The 19,383-nt window shown below is 51.8% G+C and carries 14 protein-coding genes; 11 read left to right on the top strand and 3 right to left on the bottom strand.

Features of this window, described 5'->3' with window-relative positions:
• Positions 1-181: 181 nt before the first annotated feature.
• The 4 genes from RB298_RS03580 (at position 182) to RB298_RS03565 (ending at position 4,239) form a co-directional block, all read left to right on the top strand.
• Complete coding sequence (locus RB298_RS03580) at positions 182-967, top strand: TerC family protein (protein WP_192570526.1); 786 nt, start codon at positions 182-184, stop codon at positions 965-967.
• Positions 968-1,498: 531 nt separating this feature from the next.
• Positions 1,499-2,245, top strand: coding sequence for a type I methionyl aminopeptidase (map, locus tag RB298_RS03575; protein ID WP_015737542.1), 747 nt, complete (start codon positions 1,499-1,501; stop codon positions 2,243-2,245).
• Positions 2,246-2,514: 269 nt separating this feature from the next.
• Positions 2,515-3,327: a pyridoxine/pyridoxal/pyridoxamine kinase gene (gene pdxK, locus RB298_RS03570; protein ID WP_486045793.1), complete on the top strand. Its 813-nt coding sequence runs from the start codon at positions 2,515-2,517 to the stop codon at positions 3,325-3,327.
• A gap of 261 nt (positions 3,328-3,588) precedes the next feature.
• Positions 3,589-4,239, top strand: coding sequence for a YqaA family protein (locus RB298_RS03565; RefSeq protein ID WP_015737540.1), 651 nt, complete (start codon positions 3,589-3,591; stop codon positions 4,237-4,239).
• A 207-nt stretch (positions 4,240-4,446) separates the two neighbouring features.
• On the opposite strand, the gene RB298_RS03560 is transcribed toward RB298_RS03565, so the two are convergent.
• Complete coding sequence (locus RB298_RS03560; protein ID WP_486045791.1) at positions 4,447-5,067, bottom strand: hypothetical protein; 621 nt, start codon at positions 5,065-5,067, stop codon at positions 4,447-4,449.
• 307 nt (positions 5,068-5,374) lie between these two features.
• On the opposite strand from RB298_RS03560, the gene RB298_RS03555 reads away from it, so the two are divergent.
• Both RB298_RS03555 and RB298_RS03550 read left to right on the top strand, forming a co-directional pair.
• A complete protein-coding gene (locus RB298_RS03555; RefSeq protein ID WP_015737539.1) occupies positions 5,375-6,448 on the top strand; it encodes an ATP-binding protein in 1,074 nt (357 codons plus the stop codon).
• A 61-nt stretch (positions 6,449-6,509) separates the two neighbouring features.
• Entirely contained in the window at positions 6,510-7,733 is a 1,224-nt protein-coding gene (locus RB298_RS03550) for an MFS transporter (RefSeq protein WP_015737538.1), read from the top strand.
• 158 nt (positions 7,734-7,891) lie between these two features.
• On the opposite strand, the gene rnjA is transcribed toward RB298_RS03550, so the two are convergent.
• Complete coding sequence (gene rnjA / locus RB298_RS03545; protein ID WP_015737537.1) at positions 7,892-9,610, bottom strand: ribonuclease J1; 1,719 nt, start codon at positions 9,608-9,610, stop codon at positions 7,892-7,894.
• Positions 9,611-9,793: 183 nt separating this feature from the next.
• Between rnjA and RB298_RS03540 the strand changes: the two genes are divergently transcribed.
• Complete coding sequence (locus RB298_RS03540; protein ID WP_486045788.1) at positions 9,794-10,546, top strand: YqcI/YcgG family protein; 753 nt, start codon at positions 9,794-9,796, stop codon at positions 10,544-10,546.
• Between the two features lie 321 nt (positions 10,547-10,867).
• On the top strand, positions 10,868-12,271 hold the full coding sequence (locus RB298_RS03535; protein ID WP_404565840.1) for a glycosyl hydrolase family 18 protein: 1,404 nt from the start codon (positions 10,868-10,870) through the stop codon (positions 12,269-12,271).
• On the opposite strand, the gene RB298_RS03530 is transcribed toward RB298_RS03535, so the two are convergent.
• Complete coding sequence (locus RB298_RS03530; RefSeq protein WP_192570532.1) at positions 12,266-13,144, bottom strand: helix-turn-helix transcriptional regulator; 879 nt, start codon at positions 13,142-13,144, stop codon at positions 12,266-12,268. The two genes, RB298_RS03535 and RB298_RS03530, sit on opposite strands and share 6 nt — an antisense overlap.
• Before the next feature lie 172 nt (positions 13,145-13,316).
• Here RB298_RS03530 and yicI point away from each other — a divergent pair, with 172 nt between their 5' ends.
• From yicI to RB298_RS03515, 3 genes are all read left to right on the top strand, one after another.
• Positions 13,317-15,644, top strand: a complete 2,328-nt coding sequence (yicI, locus tag RB298_RS03525; RefSeq protein ID WP_486045785.1) for an alpha-xylosidase — start codon at positions 13,317-13,319, stop codon at positions 15,642-15,644.
• A gap of 213 nt (positions 15,645-15,857) precedes the next feature.
• Positions 15,858-17,666, top strand: a complete 1,809-nt coding sequence (locus RB298_RS03520; protein WP_096776909.1) for a cache domain-containing sensor histidine kinase — start codon at positions 15,858-15,860, stop codon at positions 17,664-17,666.
• Positions 17,641-19,197: a response regulator gene (locus tag RB298_RS03515; protein ID WP_486045783.1), complete on the top strand. Its 1,557-nt coding sequence runs from the start codon at positions 17,641-17,643 to the stop codon at positions 19,195-19,197. Before RB298_RS03520 ends, RB298_RS03515 begins: the two co-directional genes overlap by 26 nt.
• Positions 19,198-19,383 lie beyond the last annotated feature (186 nt).

Here is a 19,383-nt window from a genome sequence, read left to right as displayed (position 1 = left end):
CCGGCTTTGTTGGCAACGAAAGTTGTTTGCGAGACCTTTGCCGATTCGGTAAAGGTGCTTATTCCTACAGCCTATTTCTGGGTAGATACCTTTATCGCCGATTTTCGGGATAAAGGTTTTTTGTTTTATACGCCTTTGAAACGTAAATCGGATCATCCTATACATGAAGGAGAGATTGCGTTTGGAAATGGGACTGTTGCTCGAATATGGGTGGGTGCTGCTGGTGTTGATTGGACTCGAGGGGATTCTCGCAGCCGATAATGCCCTGGTGATGTCCATCATGGTTAAACATTTGCCGGAGGACAAGAGGAAGAAGGCGTTATTTTACGGATTGGCCGGTGCGTTTGTGTTCCGTTTCGCATCCCTCTTCATTATCTCTTTTCTGGCGGATGTCTGGTACGTACAGGCGATTGGGGCCTTCTACCTGCTGTATATCAGTATCAATCATATGGTGAAGCAGTTCTTTGTGAAGAAGAAGAAACATCTGAAGGAAGCTGAAATGAAACAAGAAAAATTCTGGGTTACCGTGTTAAAGGTAGAGCTTGCGGATATTGCGTTTGCGGTCGATGCGATTTTGGCTGCCGTAGCCCTCGCCTTGACGCTGCCGGAAACCGGCCTCCCGAATATCGGGGGCATGGACGGCGGACAGTTCCTGGTTATCCTGGCAGGCGGAATTATCGGCTTGGTGATCATGCGGTTCGCGGCATCGTATTTCGGCAGGCTGCTCGTAAGAAGGCCCGGCTTGGAAACGGCTGCATTCCTGATCGTGGGATGGGTAGGAATCAAGCTGGCCGTCTATACGCTCGCGCACCCGGATATCGCTGTATTAGAGAAGACGTTTCCCAAGAGCGCCGGCTGGAAGCTCATATTCTGGGGCGTATTGATCCTGATCGCGGTCCTCGGCTGGTTCTTGTCCAAGGAGAAAAGCGATATGACCGAAAAGGAACGGAAACAAGTGGAAAGCTAAAGCAACGGCCCCTTTTGATATAATGAACATAGGAAAAAGAAAGGAATCGTGATCTCGCGTGTAAAATTATCGTTTCTGCGCAACCTTAAAATATATAGATATGAGGAGAAACGATTGTCATTGGATAAATGAAGCTTAAAATTGGATAAAATGCTGCCCGCCCTGATTCTGTTCATGGTCATTGAGAGTCATATGACTTTCTGGGTTACCGCCGAGTTAAAGATGCCTCCGAGAATGCAAAACGGTTATGCTGCGGCATCCGTACCTGTCCGCATTTGACCGAAAGGCAGAAATTCCTAACGGAAATCATTGAGGTTACCCTGGCTTAAGAGTAGAATAAGATTATGTAGGGCGCTATCAGCTTTTCTTTTTTTGGATACAAGACAAGAAAACAGATACACCTTGTGATTGTGAATCAGCCTTATTGGCCGGGGAGTGAGGAGGACGCAGATGCCTGTCCTGAAGCTCCTTCGGTCAGCTAAGGCTTTTTGATTTGAGTAGGAGAGCAGCCATGAAAAGGAGTGAGCAGGATTGATAATCCTCAAAACACAAGAACAAATCGCCAAAATGAATAAAGCCGGCGATATTCTCGCCGAATGCCACCGTCAGATCGCCAACATGATCAAGCCGGGCGTAACGACGCTAGAGATTGATCAGTTTGTCGAACGGTTCCTGGCGGAGCGCGGCGCGACGCCGGAGCAGAAGGGATATCATGGTTATCCTTTTGCGACCTGTGCATCGGTCAATGACGTGATCTGCCATGGTTTTCCGAGCCATGAGCCGCTGAAGGACGGGGATATCGTTACCATTGATATGGTGGTAAAGTATGATGGCTGGCTCGCCGACTCGGCTTGGTCCTATCCGGTCGGAAACGTCTCCGAGGAAGCGCAGCATCTGCTGGACGTGACGAAGAAAGCTCTGTACCTCGGAATTGAGCAAGCGGTGATCGGCAACCGGATCGGCGATATTTCCCATGCGATTCAATCCTATGCGGAAGCACAGAATTTATCGGTTGTCCGTCACTTCGTGGGGCACGCCATCGGCGAAAATATGCATGAGGAACCGCAGGTACCGCATTACGGGCCACCCAACCGCGGGACTCGGCTTAAAGAGGGCATGGTCATCACCATCGAACCGATGCTGAACCTGGGAACATATCAATGCAAGATCGATTCGGACGGATGGACCGCCAGAACCGTGGACGGGAAATGGTCCGCGCAGTATGAGCACACGCTCGCCATCACGAAGGATGGCCCCGTGATCCTGACGGAACAATAAGTGGCGACTTTATAGTGTGAGCCCTGGGCAAAGGACTCCAACGAAGCAGGCGGAATTGTTCTGTAGAAACGGAAGTGGTCGCCTTTGCCCCCGAATTCCAACGATAGATATCGTGGTTCAAAGGAAATTTGGGGGCAACAGCGATCGGAAGAATAATCCGCAGGCGGAGTGATGCGTTACCATGAAGGATTCGACATCTGCGAATAGACGTCAATCCCAGTTTTTTTTATAATAGAGTAATCATTTTACAAGCGAAGGGAACATGGAACATGACGATACGAAAAGCATTAACCGTAGCCGGCTCGGATACAAGCGGCGGCGCTGGCATCCAGGCCGATCTGAAAACCTTTCAGGAATTTGACGTATACGGAATGACCGCACTGACCACGATTGTCTGCATGGAACCAAAGACATGGGATCACCAGGTGTTCCCGGTGGCATTGGATATCGTTGAAACGCAGTTGAAAACCGTGCTCGAGGGCATCGGCATCGATGCCATGAAGACCGGCATGCTCGGATCCGTAGAGATCATCGAGCTCGTTTCCCAGTATATCGACCGCTATGATCTGAAACGGATCGTCATCGATCCGGTGATGGTCTGCAAAGGCACGGATGAAGTGCTGCAGCCCGAGAATACGGAAGCGATGCTGGAATTCCTTCTCCCGCGCGCCGATTTGGTAACGCCAAATCTGTTCGAGGCGTCCCAACTGGCCAAATCCGGTCCGATCACGTCCCTGGATCAAATGCAGGAGGCTGCCGCCATCATTCACGAGCGCGGCGCAAAGAACGTGCTGATTAAAGACAGAGGGAAGATCCGCGAAGGCAAAGCCATGGATCTGCTCTATGACGGAGAAAGCTTCGAATGGTTCGAGGCCGACGCCATCGTTACCAAGTACACCCACGGTGCGGGCTGCACGTCATCCGCTTCCATCACGGCCAATCTTGCCAAGGGCTTGAGCGTTCGCGAGTCGGTACAGCAAGCCAAAGCCTTCATTACCCAGGCGATTTCGAACGGCTTTCCGCTGAATGAATTCGTAGGTCCGACGAGGCATTCCGCACACCGCAGTTTATCTGCAAATTAAACAAGATGCATTTCTTTGCAAGCTTATTCATGTTTGAAATTCCGCTTGCGAGGAGCGACCGAAAACCTTTCTTCCTAGAAGAAAGGTTTTTTTGTTGTTAGTCGAACCTGCTGCATATAGTATATAGGTGCAAAGGCATGCTTCGTTCTGCGCGTTTTTTCGGCAGGGATCAAGCGGCTTAGGTCCTTTCCAGTATAATTATGTGCTATACTTTATAAAGGGTCTGATAGAAACAGGAAGAAAATGTTTAGGGGTTGAGACATGTTTCAGGACATTTTGGATTTTTTGATGAAGTTTGGTCCATGGGGATTGTTTATTCATTCGTTTGCGGATGCTGTCATTTTTCCGGTTCCCGCCTTTTTTCTGCAGGTTTCGCTTAGCATCATGCATCCGCAGAATGCACTGTGGCTTGCAACGTATGGTTTTATCGGATGCTTGCTGGGGACGCCGCTGGGCTATTTGATCGGAAAGCTGCTTGGGAAGTCGGTATTATACAAGATACTGAAAAAAGAGTGGATTGACGCTGCAACGAACATGTTTCAAAAAAACGGCGAAGCCGCCATACTGATCGGCTCCTTTACGCCGGTTCCCTTTAAAGTGTTTACGATTCTGTCGGGATGTTTGAAATTCCCGCTATGGAGACTGTTGGCATATGCCGCGCTTGGCCGGGCTACCAAGTTTTATGTGGTGGGTACCCTGTTCTATCTGTACGGTAACGCCGCGGAGGGCATGGTTAAGGATGTATCGTTATATATTGCGCTGATCGCCGTTCCGCTTCTGTTGATCGGCGTGTACTTCAACCGCAAACGCAAGCGCAAGAAAATGGAGCAGCAAAAGCTGGCTGAATCCGGTCCCGTCGTGGTGGAGAAGGCGGTTCTGGAGCAGGCGTCGGATCAGACTCCATCGGCCTAACGCTAGAGAATGACGCCGGGGGTTAACCCCCGCGAGGAACATATAAAATAACCCCACAAAGTGGAGCCTATGCTTCGATGCTTATTCCAAATACTTTGCGGGGACCCCAAAAAACTTATTTAAAAAAAGCAGCCGGGTGCGAGCCCGGCTGCTTTTTTCCAAGGTATCAGAGAAACATATTTATATCATAGCTACATATTCTCGGTATTAACCCGTTTTTCCGATTCTGAAGAACTTGCCTCGGCCTTTCGTGGTCACAGGAACAAATTTCGGCGACGGGGACAACGGGGCTGGCATATCTTGAGCAAGATAACCGTGGAGAGGCCCGCGATAGACTTCATTCAACTGGGGGGAGTGGGAGAAATCTTCCGGCGTTACAAGATGACAAGGCTTGTTCACAGGCCGCAGGCCTGCTTGCTCCAGCACCGTCGCGACAAAGTGGGAGCAGAAAAAAGCATCATCACGATCGATATGAATCCGAAACAATATACCCAGCAGCCCTAGCAGATTATATTTGTAGCGGTCCTGATCACGCATCATCTCTTTGACAAGATTGTGCATGCGTTGATAGTCTTCATTACTGACGCGGAAGCGATATACCGCGCACTCCGAAGTGTAGAAGAAAGGGTCACGCAGGTTCTCGCGAACCAAACCGCCGTCAAACGGATTGTTCGCCTTCTTTCGCCCAAAGCTGTACACTTCGCGTAACTCGGAATCAAACGCTATGGATGCATGGTTAAGTGGGGCCTTCGTGAAATATTGGATCATTCTGCTGAACCAGGTGCCCGTGCCTGTAAGCACAATCCAAATATCTTGTTCCGTGTACATACTCGCAAACTCCTTTGTTAACGATCCTAACGACTAGCAATTGTAAATGACTTGCTTTCTTTCACAATAAACGAAAAAGCCATGGCGTTCAAGTCAAAAAAAACCATTTTCTCTCAATTTCACTAGAATAGCGCTGGGATAGACACCAAATATTAGAAACCTCATATCCAATATATTCGCTTCATGTCCGAATTATCCTTTGGATTGTTTTATTTATATTCCATATAGGCTAAAGGAGAAGCAATCCCATATCTAGAAATTAGGTAAAACCGATTTGAACAATGAAAGACAGGAGGATCTCCAAACGATGATGAATAGTGAATGTCTCAGCTATGATTTTATGGTTCAGGCGATAGAAGTTGCGCCGATAGGAACGGTATTCATCGATTCAGAGGGGAGCATTATCCGAATCAATCCGGCCGCTTGCACGATGCTCGGATATGAGGAGGACGAATGTCTGCATCATCCCTATAACGATTGGGTTTATCCGGAGGACGTAAATAAGGACAGGGAAATGATGGAAAAATTTAAAACGGGCCGGATCTCTTCCTTGCAAATGGAAAAGAGATTGATACATAAACAGGGAGATATCAGGTGGGTATCGTGCAGGCTTAGCACAGCCCGCAGCAGAGAGGGAAGGGCGCTGGGCTATGTAGCGCATTTGACGGATATCACCGACATGAAGAGAGCGGCCGATCAGGAAGAGAAGCGGCTGATCCAGTCCGACAAGCTGTCCATGGCCGGGCAGCTTGCCGCAGGAATCGCCCATGAAATCCGAAACCCGATGACGTCCATCAAAGGGTTCGTGCAGCTGATTCGCTCCGGCGCCGGACGGAAGGATGAATATTTCGATATTATCTCTTCGGAGATTGAAAGGATCGAACTGATCGTCAGTGAGCTTCTGTTCTTGGCGAAGCCGCAAAGCGTGAAATTCGAGCGTGCCGATATCCGGCAGCTGCTGGAACAAGTGATTACGTTATTAAATACGCAGGCGATTATACATAACGTAGAGATCATAACCGATTTTGGAGAGCAAGAGGCCAATGTGGACGGTGACGTGAATCATCTGAAGCAGGTCTTCATCAACTTTATAAAAAATGCGGTGGAATCGATGCCGGACGGCGGCGAGTTGACCATACGACTGGAGAGAGGCAGCGACGAGACCGTGGCCATCCATTTCACGGATAACGGATGCGGAATCCCGGAATCGATCCTATCCCGTCTCGGGGAACCGTTCTTCACAACGAAGGAGAAGGGCAACGGCTTAGGGTTCATGATCAGCAAAAAAATGATCGAGGATCACAGGGGGCAGGTGTATGTGACCAGCAAGCTTCAGGAGGGAACGACCATAACGGTCATGTTGCCGCTAAGCATAATCTAGCTTGACCGGACGTATGGTTCGCTCTACATTATAGAAAGATATAGGAGAGGGGGCGGTTAAAATGGGCAACATGCAATTGTTAAAAGAGCCCAAACGGCGCAAGCTGCTGTTCAGCGCGGGTGCCAGCTGGATGTTCGATGCGATGGATGTCGGCATGATTTCGTTTGTTGTTGCGGCATTGGCAGCGGAATGGTCGCTAAGCTCGCAGCAGGTCGGCATTCTGACAAGCACCACATCGATCGGAATGGTATTCGGCGCGGCCATGGCCGGATTTCTGGCGGATAAATATGGACGGAAAAATATTCTGCTGTGGACACTGCTCATATTCTCGATAGCGAGCGGGCTTTCCGCTCTGGCTACCGGTTTTGTCATGCTGTGCTTGATGCGCTTTATCGCCGGCTTCGGACTTGGCGGAGAGCTTCCGGTAGCTTCAACGCTGGTATCCGAAAGCATGCCCGTTCATGAACGGGGAAGAGCGGTGGTGCTGCTGGAAAGCTTTTGGGCGGCAGGCTGGATACTATCCGCGCTTATTGCTTACTTCGTCATTCCGGATTACGGCTGGCGGACAGCCTTTGTCATCGGGGCTTTGCCCGCGTTCTATGCTCTCTACCTGCGGCGAGCCATCGAGGATTCGCCAAGGTATATCGAGCAGAAGGCCAAGGCCGTCCGGAAGCTGACCTTCGGGCAGCGTGTGGCCTCGGTCTGGTCGGTCGAACATCGGCGTACGAGCATTATGCTGTGGATATTGTGGTTTACGGTCGTATTTTCATATTACGGGATGTTCCTGTGGCTTCCCACCGTCATGGTCGATAAAGGATTCAGCTTGGTTCGAAGCTTCCAGTACGTGCTGATTATGACGCTTGCCCAATTGCCGGGGTATTTCACGGCGGCGTATTTTATCGAGAAGTTCGGACGTAAATTCGTGCTGGTTACTTATTTGGTGCTTACGGCGCTGAGCGCAATTTGGTTTGGCTACGCCAATACGGAAGGCTCGCTGCTCGCCGCAGGCATATCCTTGTCCTTCTTCAATCTGGGAGCCTGGGGAGGCTTGTATGCGTACAGTCCGGAGCTTTATCCGACGAAGGTTCGTTCAACCGGGGTCGGGCTTGCCACATCGTTCGGTCGGATCGGCGGCGTGATCGCGCCGCTGCTCGTCGGGGTGCTGAAGCAGAATGGTACCCGCATCGAAATCATTTTCGTGATGTTTTTCGTAACCATCCTGATCGGGGCGCTGGGGGTACTGGTGCTTGGCAAGGAAACGAAAGGCCTGGAGCTTGCAGACTAAAGCAGGCCCGTGCTTTATGGCTTGATTTACAGGAAGGGCGATAGGCTTCGAAATTCATGCTTTCTAATATGACAAAAAAGGGTGGATCCCAAGGTTCAATGACTTGGGATCCACCCTTATTTTAGTGTACAGCGTCAAGCGTCAGCGAGATCGAAGCATTATACCTCCATGATGGAAGGCATAATGTACGGGCTTCTGCCAAGCTCCCGCTTGAAATAGCGGTTGAGCGTGTTGTTGGTCATCTGCTCCCAGGCAGCACGATTGTATTCCCGCTGTTCGCCGGCTTTGTTCAGCTGTTTGCGGAGCATCGCTTCGGCTCGGCGCAGAAGCGGCTTGGAGTCCTGCATATACACGAACCCGCGAGTAATCAGCTCCGGTCCGGAGAGCAGCTTGCGCGTTTCCCGGTTGATGGTAATCGCGACGATCACCACGCCATCGTGAGCGAGCTGCACGCGTTCCTCGAGCAGCTCCTTCTCATGGGTGCGCAGTTCACCATTGTTAATATAGACGTCACCCGAAGGGATGTTCCGGCCTTTGCGCGCATAATTGCGGAAAAGGGACAGCGTGTTGCCGATGTTCATCAAGTAGACGTTGCTGTCGGGAACCCCGACCTGCACGGCAAGATGACGGTGATTGAGCATCATCCGGTATTCTCCGTGAATCGGCACAAAGTATTTGGGACGCAAGCTGCTGATCATGAGCTTCAAATCTTCGCGGCAGCCGTGGCCCGAGGTGTGGATATCAAGAATGGAGCCGTATTTAACTTCGGCCCCGGCCCGCATTAAGAGATCGATGCTGCGGTTAACGTTCTGGGTGTTCCCGGGAATCGGCGATGACGAGAAAATGACGGTGTCCTCCGGATGAATCTGGATCGAACGATGGGCACCCGAAGCGATGCGCGTCAGCGCCGCATTGGGTTCGCCCTGACTGCCCGTGCAAATAATCAGCACCTGGTCGTCGCGATAGCGGTTAACGGCTTTGACGTCAATCATCATGCCGTCCGGCACGCGAATATAACCAAGCTCCTGGCCGATCACAAACACCTTTTCCATGCTGCGGCCGACGATGGCGATTTTGCGGCCGGTTCGAATGGCGGCTTCGACCACCTGCTGCAGACGATGAACGTTGGATGCAAAGGTCGCAAACAGGATCCGCCCGGGACATTCCTGGAACAGGCGCAGAATGGAATCGCCGACGGTGCGCTCCGAAGGGGTAAAGCCGTCGCGTTCGCTATTGGTGCTGTCGGCCATCAGGGCCAGGACGCCCCGTCCGCCGATATGCAGAATTTTGTGCAGATTGGCAGGCTTGTCCTCCGGCGTAAAATCAAATTTAAAGTCCCCGGTATGTACGATCGGTCCATACGGGGTTTCGACAACGACCCCGAAGGCATCCGGAATGCTGTGGGTGGTTCTGAAAAAATGAACGGAAAGATGACGGAATGCAATCGTCTCGTCTTCATGGAATATGCGCAGATCACTCTGATCCAGCAGGCGATGCTCTTCCAGCTTCGCACGAACCAAGCCGATGGTCAGGGCTCCGCCATAAATCGGCATCTGAATTTGACGAAGCACGTAAGGAATGGCCCCGATATGGTCTTCATGGCCATGGGTCAGGAACATCCCCTTTACTTTGTGCTTATTATCGAGCAAGTAACGGATATCCGGAATAATGTAATCGACGCCGCTCATTTCGGCATCCGGGAATTTCAGTCCGGCATCGATGATAATGATCTCGTTTTTGAATTCGACGCCGTACATGTTCTTTCCGATCTCGCCAAGCCCCCCCAGCGCAAAGATGCGCACGGGCGGAGCGGAAGGCCTCGGTTTTTTGGCCGGTTTGGCAGTTTGAATCTTATCGGTTAGCAGGGGTTTAGACATAATGTGAAAGAATCCTCTCTATGGTAATTAAGGCATAAGCCTGGTATTTTAATTTCTTCTCTACTTAAGATATCAGAAAGTTCAAGCTTTTGGGAAACGCTTTTCAAAATTCATGTGCATTTCGTCCGTGACAGTCACCTATTTTTACCCACTCTTATATGCTGTAGAAGAGGAGGACTGGTGATGAGCGGTTTAATAAGGTTAGACGGTATGGGCGCTGCTTATGGATTGCCGGAGGAATGGCAGCGGGAAGCGATCGTTAAGCTGACTGAGAAAATGACGGATCGTTCCGCCAAATTCCCCTGCATTCCGGCAGTGCAAGGACATGCGCTGAATCATTTTAGATACGGTTTTATCAACCGCGGCGAATCGCAGGAGGCGGCGGGGCAATTGGCCGCACTGCTGCATGAGTTCGTGCTCGGCTCCAGGGGCTTCGGCCCGTATACTTCCCTTGTCGTATTTATAAATACGGAACATGGCCGAGATAGCCTCGAGGGCGTGGAGTATTATGAGCGTTTGTTCTGGCAGCTGCTGAGCCGGACCACCGAATACGATACGGAGCCTTGGCCGGCGGACCTGCCGGGGGAACCAGATGATCATCTGTGGGAATTTTGTTATGCAGGCGAGCCTTATTTCGTATATTGCGGAACGCCGGCACATGAGCTTCGCCAGAGCAGGTATTTCCCCTACATGATGCTTGCTTTTACGCCTCGTTGGGTTCTGAAGCAGTTCAATGCCCGGGCCAGACAAGCTGAACATACCAAAGTGCTGATACGCAAGCGGTTGACCGAATATGATCCAATCCCCCCGCACCCGGACTTGAAGTTCTACGGGGCGGAGGACAATTATGAATGGAAGCAATATTTCCTGCGGGATAACGAGGAGTCTCTGTCGAAATGTCCGTTTGCAAGGCTGCACAAAGAGACTCATAAATAGAAAAATAACATGCTTCTATCATCATACCCTAAATTGGAGTAAGGGTTAACAGGCATTCCATTTCAAAAGCTGCCACTTATGCGATCATCCGCAGGGTGTCGGCTTTTTTTGCGAAGATGCGCTGCTGTGACAAGGTATAGGATTTTGCCCCTGAATTAGTAAATCTTATCCTTGTTGTACAAAAAATTACCAAGTTACACTTAAAGTGTTTCATTCGATTTCATCCCAATGCGTCAGGAGGTGTATAAGGTACGGAGCTTTCACCAAATTTGAAAACGCTTTAATGAGCCGAATACCCATGGAGAAGGAGTTGTTTAATGAATGACAAGGCAGTCCAGAACGATGAAAGGATGGATTCTCGGACTTATCGCCGTACTGGTGTTCAGTGTCTTTCCTGCGTCCCAGGTTCAAGCCGCCGAGGCCTGCGCTGAGCCTGCTTGGAGCAGTTCTGCCGTATATGGCGGGGGCAATATCGTATCCCACGGGGGTAAGGCCTGGAAAGCAAAATGGTGGACTCAGGGTGAGATGCCCGGAACGACGGGACAGTGGGGAGTATGGGAGGACCTGGGAGCGTGCAATCCAGGGACACCACCGGTAGATCCCCCGGTGGATCCGCCAGTAGACCCGCCGGTAGATCCTCCGGGGACTGGTGATCGGATGTACGTCGCTTACGCCAGCTCATGGAACACCAGTATCTACGATTTGACGACTGCGAACATTCCCAATTACATCACGCATCTCAATCTAGCATTCGTAAGGCCGGACACCACGTATACGCAAGGGTCGTATGCGTTTGATCAAGCCGTAGCGGGCTTGGAATTCGTGGAAGGAGCCACGACGCCGAATGGGCAGCGTAAATTTACGGCCCAGCAGTCGCAGGATCTGCGCAACAACATCGCCGCACTGAGAGCCCGCGGAACGAAAGCGTTCCTCTCGGTAGGAGGCTGGTCGTACAGCCAAGGATCGCAGTGGTCCAGATTCAATGCTAAGAACATCGTCGATTTGGCCCTGGATCTTGGCGCAGCCGGCGTCGACATTGACTGGGAATCCAGCGGCAGCAGCTGCAACAAAGGAACGGCTGCCCAGTTCAGCTGTACCAAGGATGGCGAGATCGCAGGCATTATAACGAGCCTCTACAATGAAATCCAAGCCAGGAACGCGAATTTACAGATTTCCATCGCCGGCTGGTCCACGGGCGCCTATTATGTGAAGGGGACGCCGTTTGAGGAAGGCAAGGTCCAATGGGGTTCTCCTTTTGGCGGTACCATGTACCGCGTGGTTAAGGATCATGGCAGCAAGATCGACTTTATCAATCTGATGTCCTACGACGGCGGTATTTATTACGACCCGCGCGAAGGATATGAATCCTACAAGGCGATATACAACGGACCCATCAATATGGGCATGCAGATTGCGCCGGAGGGATCCGGCGGGGCCGTCCTGCAATTGAATGCCGCGCCGGGTACGGTATACGATGCCGATATGATGAACGGTCAGAATAACATCGCGACGGCTTATTATAATGTAGAAACGATGGTAAACTACATCAAGAATAAAGGAAGAGCGAATGATGGATTCATGCTGTGGCAGCTCTGGAAACAGCGGGTTCATCAGCCGGCCCCGCCCGGCGCGGCGAACGAAAACAGCGCCGGCCAATACGTATGCCGGAACCTGCCGCTTCAGGGGGACTGCAATCAGGTCATACCAAGCCTGCCGAAATTATAATTTCTTCCGATATTCCGAAGGCGTGCAGTTCATGATTTTGCGGAATACCCGAACAAAATAACTGATGTGTCCAAATCCGACATCGAGTGCGATGTCGGATATTTTATTGTCCGGCGAACGAAGGAGCTCCGCCGCCTGGCGAACGCGATAGGAATTCATATAGTCGACGGGCGTTTGCCCGGTCATGGATTTGAAGAAGCGGCAAAATTGGCCTTCGCTCATCGGGATCAGGTCAGCCAGCTCACTCAAACGGATAGGTCGATGGTAATGACTCTGGATGTAGAGAATGACCTTCTTCAAGCGTTCCGTTCTCGTCATGTCCGCCGCTTCGCTCCGGCTGCGGTTGGCAAGCCTGCCGGAGGCTGCGGCCTGAAACAGCATGAGAAACAGATGCCCCTTAATGGCAGCCTCATATCCAGCCGGTTTGTGCTTGGACAGCAGCATCATTTCTTTTATATGTTCAAGCAGGCGCCCATCGGTCCCGGCTGTCATCCGTCTTGGAAAAGCGGCTCTCCGCTCCTGGAAGGGAACGATCATCCCTTCCTGCACAAGATCATAGCTGCTGCTGGCGAGCATGCCGACATCGAACACCATGGCGCAGAAGCTGCACCCTTCATTGCCCTGGGCGTGGCCGGTGTGCAGATCTCCCCCATCGATAAATATCGCTTCGCCCGCACGGACGGGGATATATTCCGAATCGATCTGAAACAGCACCTCGCCTTCCAGCACGTAAAAAATCTCCGCTTCCTTATGCCAATGGGAGTCTACCACATGGGCGCCGGGGGCAAATTGATACCAATAGGCACCGAAGGGGAAACGCTCATTCCCGTGGACGGTGCTTTCTTTTAACGACTGGCGGATGGATTGATCCATGCTGCACCTCCTTGGGATGTGAAGTGTTCCTGAACACTGTTATCTGATATCAAAATTGTGCTATAAAACAATCGGATATTGTTAGAATAGGTAAAAAAGGATCAGTATAATGATATTATAACGCTTACATCTGAAAGTTCAATTTTAAAAATATAGAAGGGCGGAAGTAACGATGAAATTTACAGACGGCAACTGGCTAATCCGGGAAGGGTATTCCGTTTCGGGAGCGGTTCAGGCCTATGATTTTGCGGTAACAGGAGATACGTTGACGGCTTATGCTTCCACGGCACCGATTCCGGGCAGAGGCGCGACCATCAATGCGCAGCTGATCACCGTGCAATTTCATTCCCCGGCACCCGGCGTCATCGGCGTGAAGCTGGTCCACTATGCGGGCGTAAGAGATCGTGGACCTGCATTCGAATTGTACAAACAGAAGGGTGACCATACGGTCATCGAAGAGAACGATCAACAGGCTGTTCTTCGGAGCGGCAATCTGAGCGTCGTGATCAAGAAAGGCCCGGAATGGTCGGTTCACTTCTATAGAGGAGAGGAGCGTATCACCGGCAGCAGAGCCAAATCCATGGCGCGCATCGTGGAGGACGGCGGACAGACCTACATGCGCGAAGAGCTCGATCTTGGCGTGGGCGAGTGGGTCTACGGCCTTGGCGAGCGATTCACTTCGTTTGTGAAGAACGGCCAGGTTGTGGATATTTGGAACCAGGATGGCGGCACAAGCTCCGAGCAAGCCTATAAAAATATTCCGTTCTACGTGACCAACAAGGGCTATGGCGTGTTTGTCAACCAGCCGGACCTCGTATCCTTTGAAGTGGCTTCAGAGAAAGTGAAGAAGGTTCAGTTCAGCGTGCCGGGCGAGTCGCTGGAGTATTTCGTGATTGACGGGCCCGACCCGAAAGGCGTTCTGGACAAATATACAAGCCTGACAGGCAAACCGGCGCTGCCGCCGGCTTGGACCTTCGGATTGTGGCTATCGACCTCCTTTACGACGCAATATGACGAAGCGACCGTAAACTCCTTCGTGGACGGTATGCTGGAGCGCGACATTCCGCTGCAAGTGTTCCATTTCGACTGTTTCTGGATGAAGGGCCTCAACTGGACGGACTTCCAATGGGATGAAGAGGTATTCCCGGATCCTGAAGGCATGCTGAAGCGACTGAAAGAAAAAGGCTTGAAAATCTGCGTATGGATCAATCCGTATATCGCGCAGCGTTCGCGCCTCTTCGAGGAAGGCCGTGAGAAGGGCTATCTCGTGAAGAAAGCCAATGGCGATGTTTGGCAGTGGAATTTGTGGCAGCCGGGCATGGCGCTGGTGGACTTCACCAATCCGGATGCTTGCGAATGGTACGCAGGGTACCTGCGCGAGCTGGCTGATATGGGCGTGGACAGCTTCAAAACGGACTTTGGCGAGCGCATTCCTACGGACGTTGTGTATTTTGACGGCTCCGATCCTCATAAAATGCACAACTACTACACCCAGCTGTACAACAAAGTGGTCTTTGACGTGCTGGTCGAGAAATTCGGCAAGAATCAGGCAGCGGTATTCGCACGCTCCGCAACCGTTGGCGGACAGCAGTTCCCTGTTCACTGGGGCGGCGATTGTTATGCGGATTATGAATCGATGGCGGAGAGCCTGCGCGGCGGCTTGTCCCTCGGTCTCGGGGGCTTCGGCTTCTGGAGCCATGACATCGGCGGCTTCGAAAATACGGCTCCGGCGCATGTGTTCAAGCGCTGGCTGGCATTCGGCTTGCTGTCCAGCCACAGCCGTCTCCATGGCAGCAGCTCTTACCGGGTGCCATGGTCTTACGACGAAGAGGCCGTAGACGTTACGCGCTTCTTCACGAAGCTGAAGAGCCGTCTGATGCCGTATCTGTTCCATACCGCCGTACAGGCATCGGAGCAAGGCGTGCCGAGCATGCGCGCCATGTTCTTGGAATTCCCGGAGGATGCGGCCGTCGAAATGCTGGATCGTCAGTACATGCTGGGCGATTCCCTGCTCGTTGCACCGGTGTTCAGCGAGAAAGGCGACGTGAAGTATTATCTGCCGAAGGGCCGCTGGACGCATCTGTTAACCGGAGAAACGGTGGATGGCGGAACCTGGCGCAAGGAAACGTACGGTTTCCTCGGACTGCCGTTGTTCGTACGCGGCAACTCGTTCCTCGCCTTGGGTTCGAGCGACGCCCTTCCGGAATATGACTATGCAGACGGAGTAGAGCTTGGCTTGTATGCACTGGAAGACGGCAGCGAAGCTTCCGCCATCGTTCGCAACATGAACGGAGAGAGCGAGCTGGTTGTACGGGCTGTGCGTGCAGGCAGCCGGATCAATTTTACGGTGGAAGGCAGCGGCAAGCCATTTTCAGTGAAGCTGCATGACACAGGAAACATTTCTTCCGTGGAGGGCTCGGGAGTGAGCCTGCAGGAAGGGAAAATTCAAGTGGAAGCCGGTCAACAAGCGATGGCCTTCAGCGTTGCGCTGGAAGGATAAGCTCGGGTTCCCCCTGCTGTTAAGCGGGTAAAAGCATAGTGAAGATGAGCCCGGACCAGCTGTGTGCTGGAGTCGGGCTTCTTCCATATTTTAGCTGGCCTTGAAAGGGAGGCTGTGCTGATATAATAGGCCTGAGGCAGGCTATTCACGATGGAATGTAACCGTTTACTTTCGCTTGCCGAAGATTAAAAGGACAGGAGCGTCGACGGTCCGATGTTATCGAATTTCATTCAGCTTATGAATGACATGAAAATCCGCAATAAATTGATATTGTCATTTGTGGTCGTGGTCTTTGTACCGGTAGCCATCGTAGGGATATTCCTTACGGGAGAGCTCCGTAAATTTGCATTCGACAATGCTTTGGAACAAGCCTATCAGAACGTGGACCGGGTCAAGAAACGGTCGACCGAAGTCATCAACGTGGCGGATGATTTATCGTACCGCTTGTCCTACGACGAGCGTCTGAGGAATCTGGCCAACCGGCAATATGAAAGCGTATACGACGTGTTCGTGGCATACAGGGAGTATCCTGATTTGCAGCAGGCGATAAGAATGTACAAGGAAATATCGAATATCCGATTCTACAGCGACAATCCGACCATGCTGAACAATTGGGAGTTTCTATATCCCGAGGATGAAATCAGGAGTACGGAATGGTATCGGCGGGCGGAGGACGATATCGGGGTCATCTATTGGGACTACATTGAGGATGAGCGTGATCAGAAGGTATACCTCAGCTTGATCAAGGGGGTTGATCTTGGAAGCAAGGACAACCGCGGCGTGCTGGTGATCAATGTCAACACCGGCATGCTCAATACGATCCTGAGCCAGGAAGCGTTCGACACGATTATCGTGGACAGCAGCAACAATATTGTTGCGGCTAACCGCCCGGAGCTGTACGGGAAAACGTTAGCCGAGATTGAAGATGCCAGCGGGGCCGTTTACCACGCGAGCGGCAGCTACGAGTCGGTCATCCATGACGAAGCCTCCAAGGTGCTGATCGAACCGCTGAATACAGAGTCCGGAGTGAACGGCTTGCGCATTATTTCGATATTCTCGATCGATAGCATCGTGGCGGATGCCAACCGGATCAGCAAGCTGGCGATGACCGTCATCATCATCAGCCTGCTGCTGGCCGTTCTTCTGATCTACAGCTTCTCTTCACTGATCTCCAATCGGCTGCTGCGCCTCAGCAAACATATTACGAAGGTAGGTACCGGTAATCTTGGCGTTGCCATGGAGATCGACGGCAAGGATGAGATCGGCCAGCTGTCCCGTCAATTCAACTCCATGGTGGGCAACGTTAACGACCTGATGAACGAAGTGCAGGAGTCCAACGAACAGAAGCGGTTAATGGAACAGAAGCAAAACGAAATCAAGTTCAAAATGATGGCCAGCCAGATCAATCCGCATTTTCTCTTTAATGCCCTGGAGTCCATTCGCATGGAGGCCCATCTCAAGGGCGAGACCGAAATTGCCCGGATCGTGCGGCTGCTCGGCAAAATGATGCGGAGCAACCTCGAGGTGGGCAGCGGAAAAACCACAATCAAGGACGAAATCGAGATGGTACAGTGCTATCTCGACATTCAGAAGTTCCGATATGAGGACCGCCTGAAATATGAACTTCAGGTGGACCCTGAAGCGAACCGGGTAAGAATCCCGCCCTTGATCATCCAGCCGCTTGTGGAGAATGCGGTCATACACGGGATGGATCACAAAGAAGAGGGAACCTCCATAAGGGTCAGGGTCTCGGCCAGCGAAGGGAAACTGCACGTCATGACCGAGGACAATGGTGCAGGCATATCCCTGGACAAATTGCAGATGATCTACGGTTATTTGAACGATACCGACGAGAAGGATGGCGGACGGATCGGGCTCCGTAACGTACATGTCCGTCTGCAGCTCACGTACGGCCCTGAAGCGGGTCTGATCATTTATAGCGAACCGGGCATAGGAACGCGTATTGAATTCAGTATTCCGACAGGAGGAGAGAGCGATGATGAAAGTGTTGATCGTGGATGACGAACCCAAACTGCGCGAAGGGCTGAAGAGCATTGTGCCATGGACCGAGCTTGGGTATCAGGTTGTTGATACCGCAGCGAACGGGAACGAAGCGCTGGAGAAGCACGGGAAGCACGACCCGGATTTGATGCTGATTGATATCCGGATGCCGGGAATGGACGGATTGCAGCTGATCGAAGCCATCCGAAACGTGGATTCCGAGATTCATCTGCTCATCTTGAGCGGATATGCCGATTTTGATTATGCCAAGCGGGCGATTTCCCACCGTGTGGACGGATACCTTCTAAAGCCGGTGGATGAGGACGAGCTGAGCAAGTATTTGCTGCAGATTAAAGAAGCCATCGAGCAGGAACAGGAGAGGATTGCACTGAACAGGGCAGCCTCCGATATGAGCCGCGAGCAGTTCATTCAGACATGGTTCAACCCGGAGAGCAAGCCCGATCCGGTCGCTTTGCGGCATATGGCCGAGAGGTCGGGACTGTTATGGAACCATTACCAAGTGCTGCTTGTTCATCATAACGGCAGCGATGAATCCGGTGAGGAAACCGACGACCGGTTGAAAAACCAGCTGATCGAAGCTTTTGAAGATAACGGCCGCGGCGCGGTGTTTTCCATGCATGGACAGCTCGGTATCCTAATGCCCACGCCGGTCTTGACGGCAGGTGGACGTAAGGAATTGCTGCAGTTGGTAGAGGAAGCCGCAAGCCGGGCCGGCACGGCGATAACGGCCTCTTTGGGACGTCAGGTCCACCGTCTGGAGGATGTAGCGGATTCGTACCGTTGTGCCAAAGAACGGATTCGCGAACGGTTCTTCTATGCTCCCGGGGAGATGCTGTTTCCTGAATCCGAGCGGTTTGCCGGCGGCAACACGGATGAAGAACGGCAGCCCTATGATCCGGAGCAGCTGATGGAACAGCTCTATTATGCGGTGGATGTGGGCAACGTGGAGGTGCAGCAGAAGCTGCTGTATACGGCAGCCTCAGCCATGGTGAATGAAGAATACACGGAGGAGAGGATGAAACGCGCCTTCGTGGAGCTCCTGACCGGGGTGCACAACAAACTGATGCAGCATCATACGGAGCTGCAGTCCCGCACGAAGGAATACTCGGATCGGATTGCGGCAATATTCCGACAGCGAACGGCCTATGATCTGTGCCGCCATTCGTCCCAATTCCTGGAGGAGCTGATATGGCAGGCGGGCAATGGCGGACGGGATCAGGAGATGAAGCGGATAATGGATCTGATTCAGCGCAATTACAACGAGAACATTAAGCTGGAAACGCTGGCGTCGATATTTAATTACAACAGCGCTTACCTCGGAAAAATGTTCAAGAATACGACCGGGGAATATTTCAATACGTATCTCGATAAGGTCCGGATCGACAAAGCCAAAGATTTTTTGAAGCAGGGCATGAAGGTGTATCAGGTCGCGGAGAAGGTCGGTTATACGAACGTCGATTATTTTCATAGCAAATTCAAAAAATACGTCGGCACGTCTCCGTCCAATTTCCGCAAGGAGCTGGACCTGTAATTTATCCGTGCCGTAACGCGGATTCGCACAACGTGATCGAGCCATGGATGCGGCTCCGAGGTCATAAAGCCTATCATGACCAGAGCATCACACGCAGGAGCTAGCGCACGACAAATAGGCTTCAAACAGGTGCGGTTCGCCTAATGTCGTGTTCCGATGGTTCATATTTGCACGTCTCATCATTCT

Source organism: Priestia sp. BR_2 (genome assembly GCF_041954005.1).
GTDB lineage: Bacteria > Bacillota > Bacilli > Paenibacillales > Paenibacillaceae > Paenibacillus_AQ > Paenibacillus_AQ lautus_A.
This window is presented reverse-complemented; position numbering and strand designations above follow the sequence as displayed.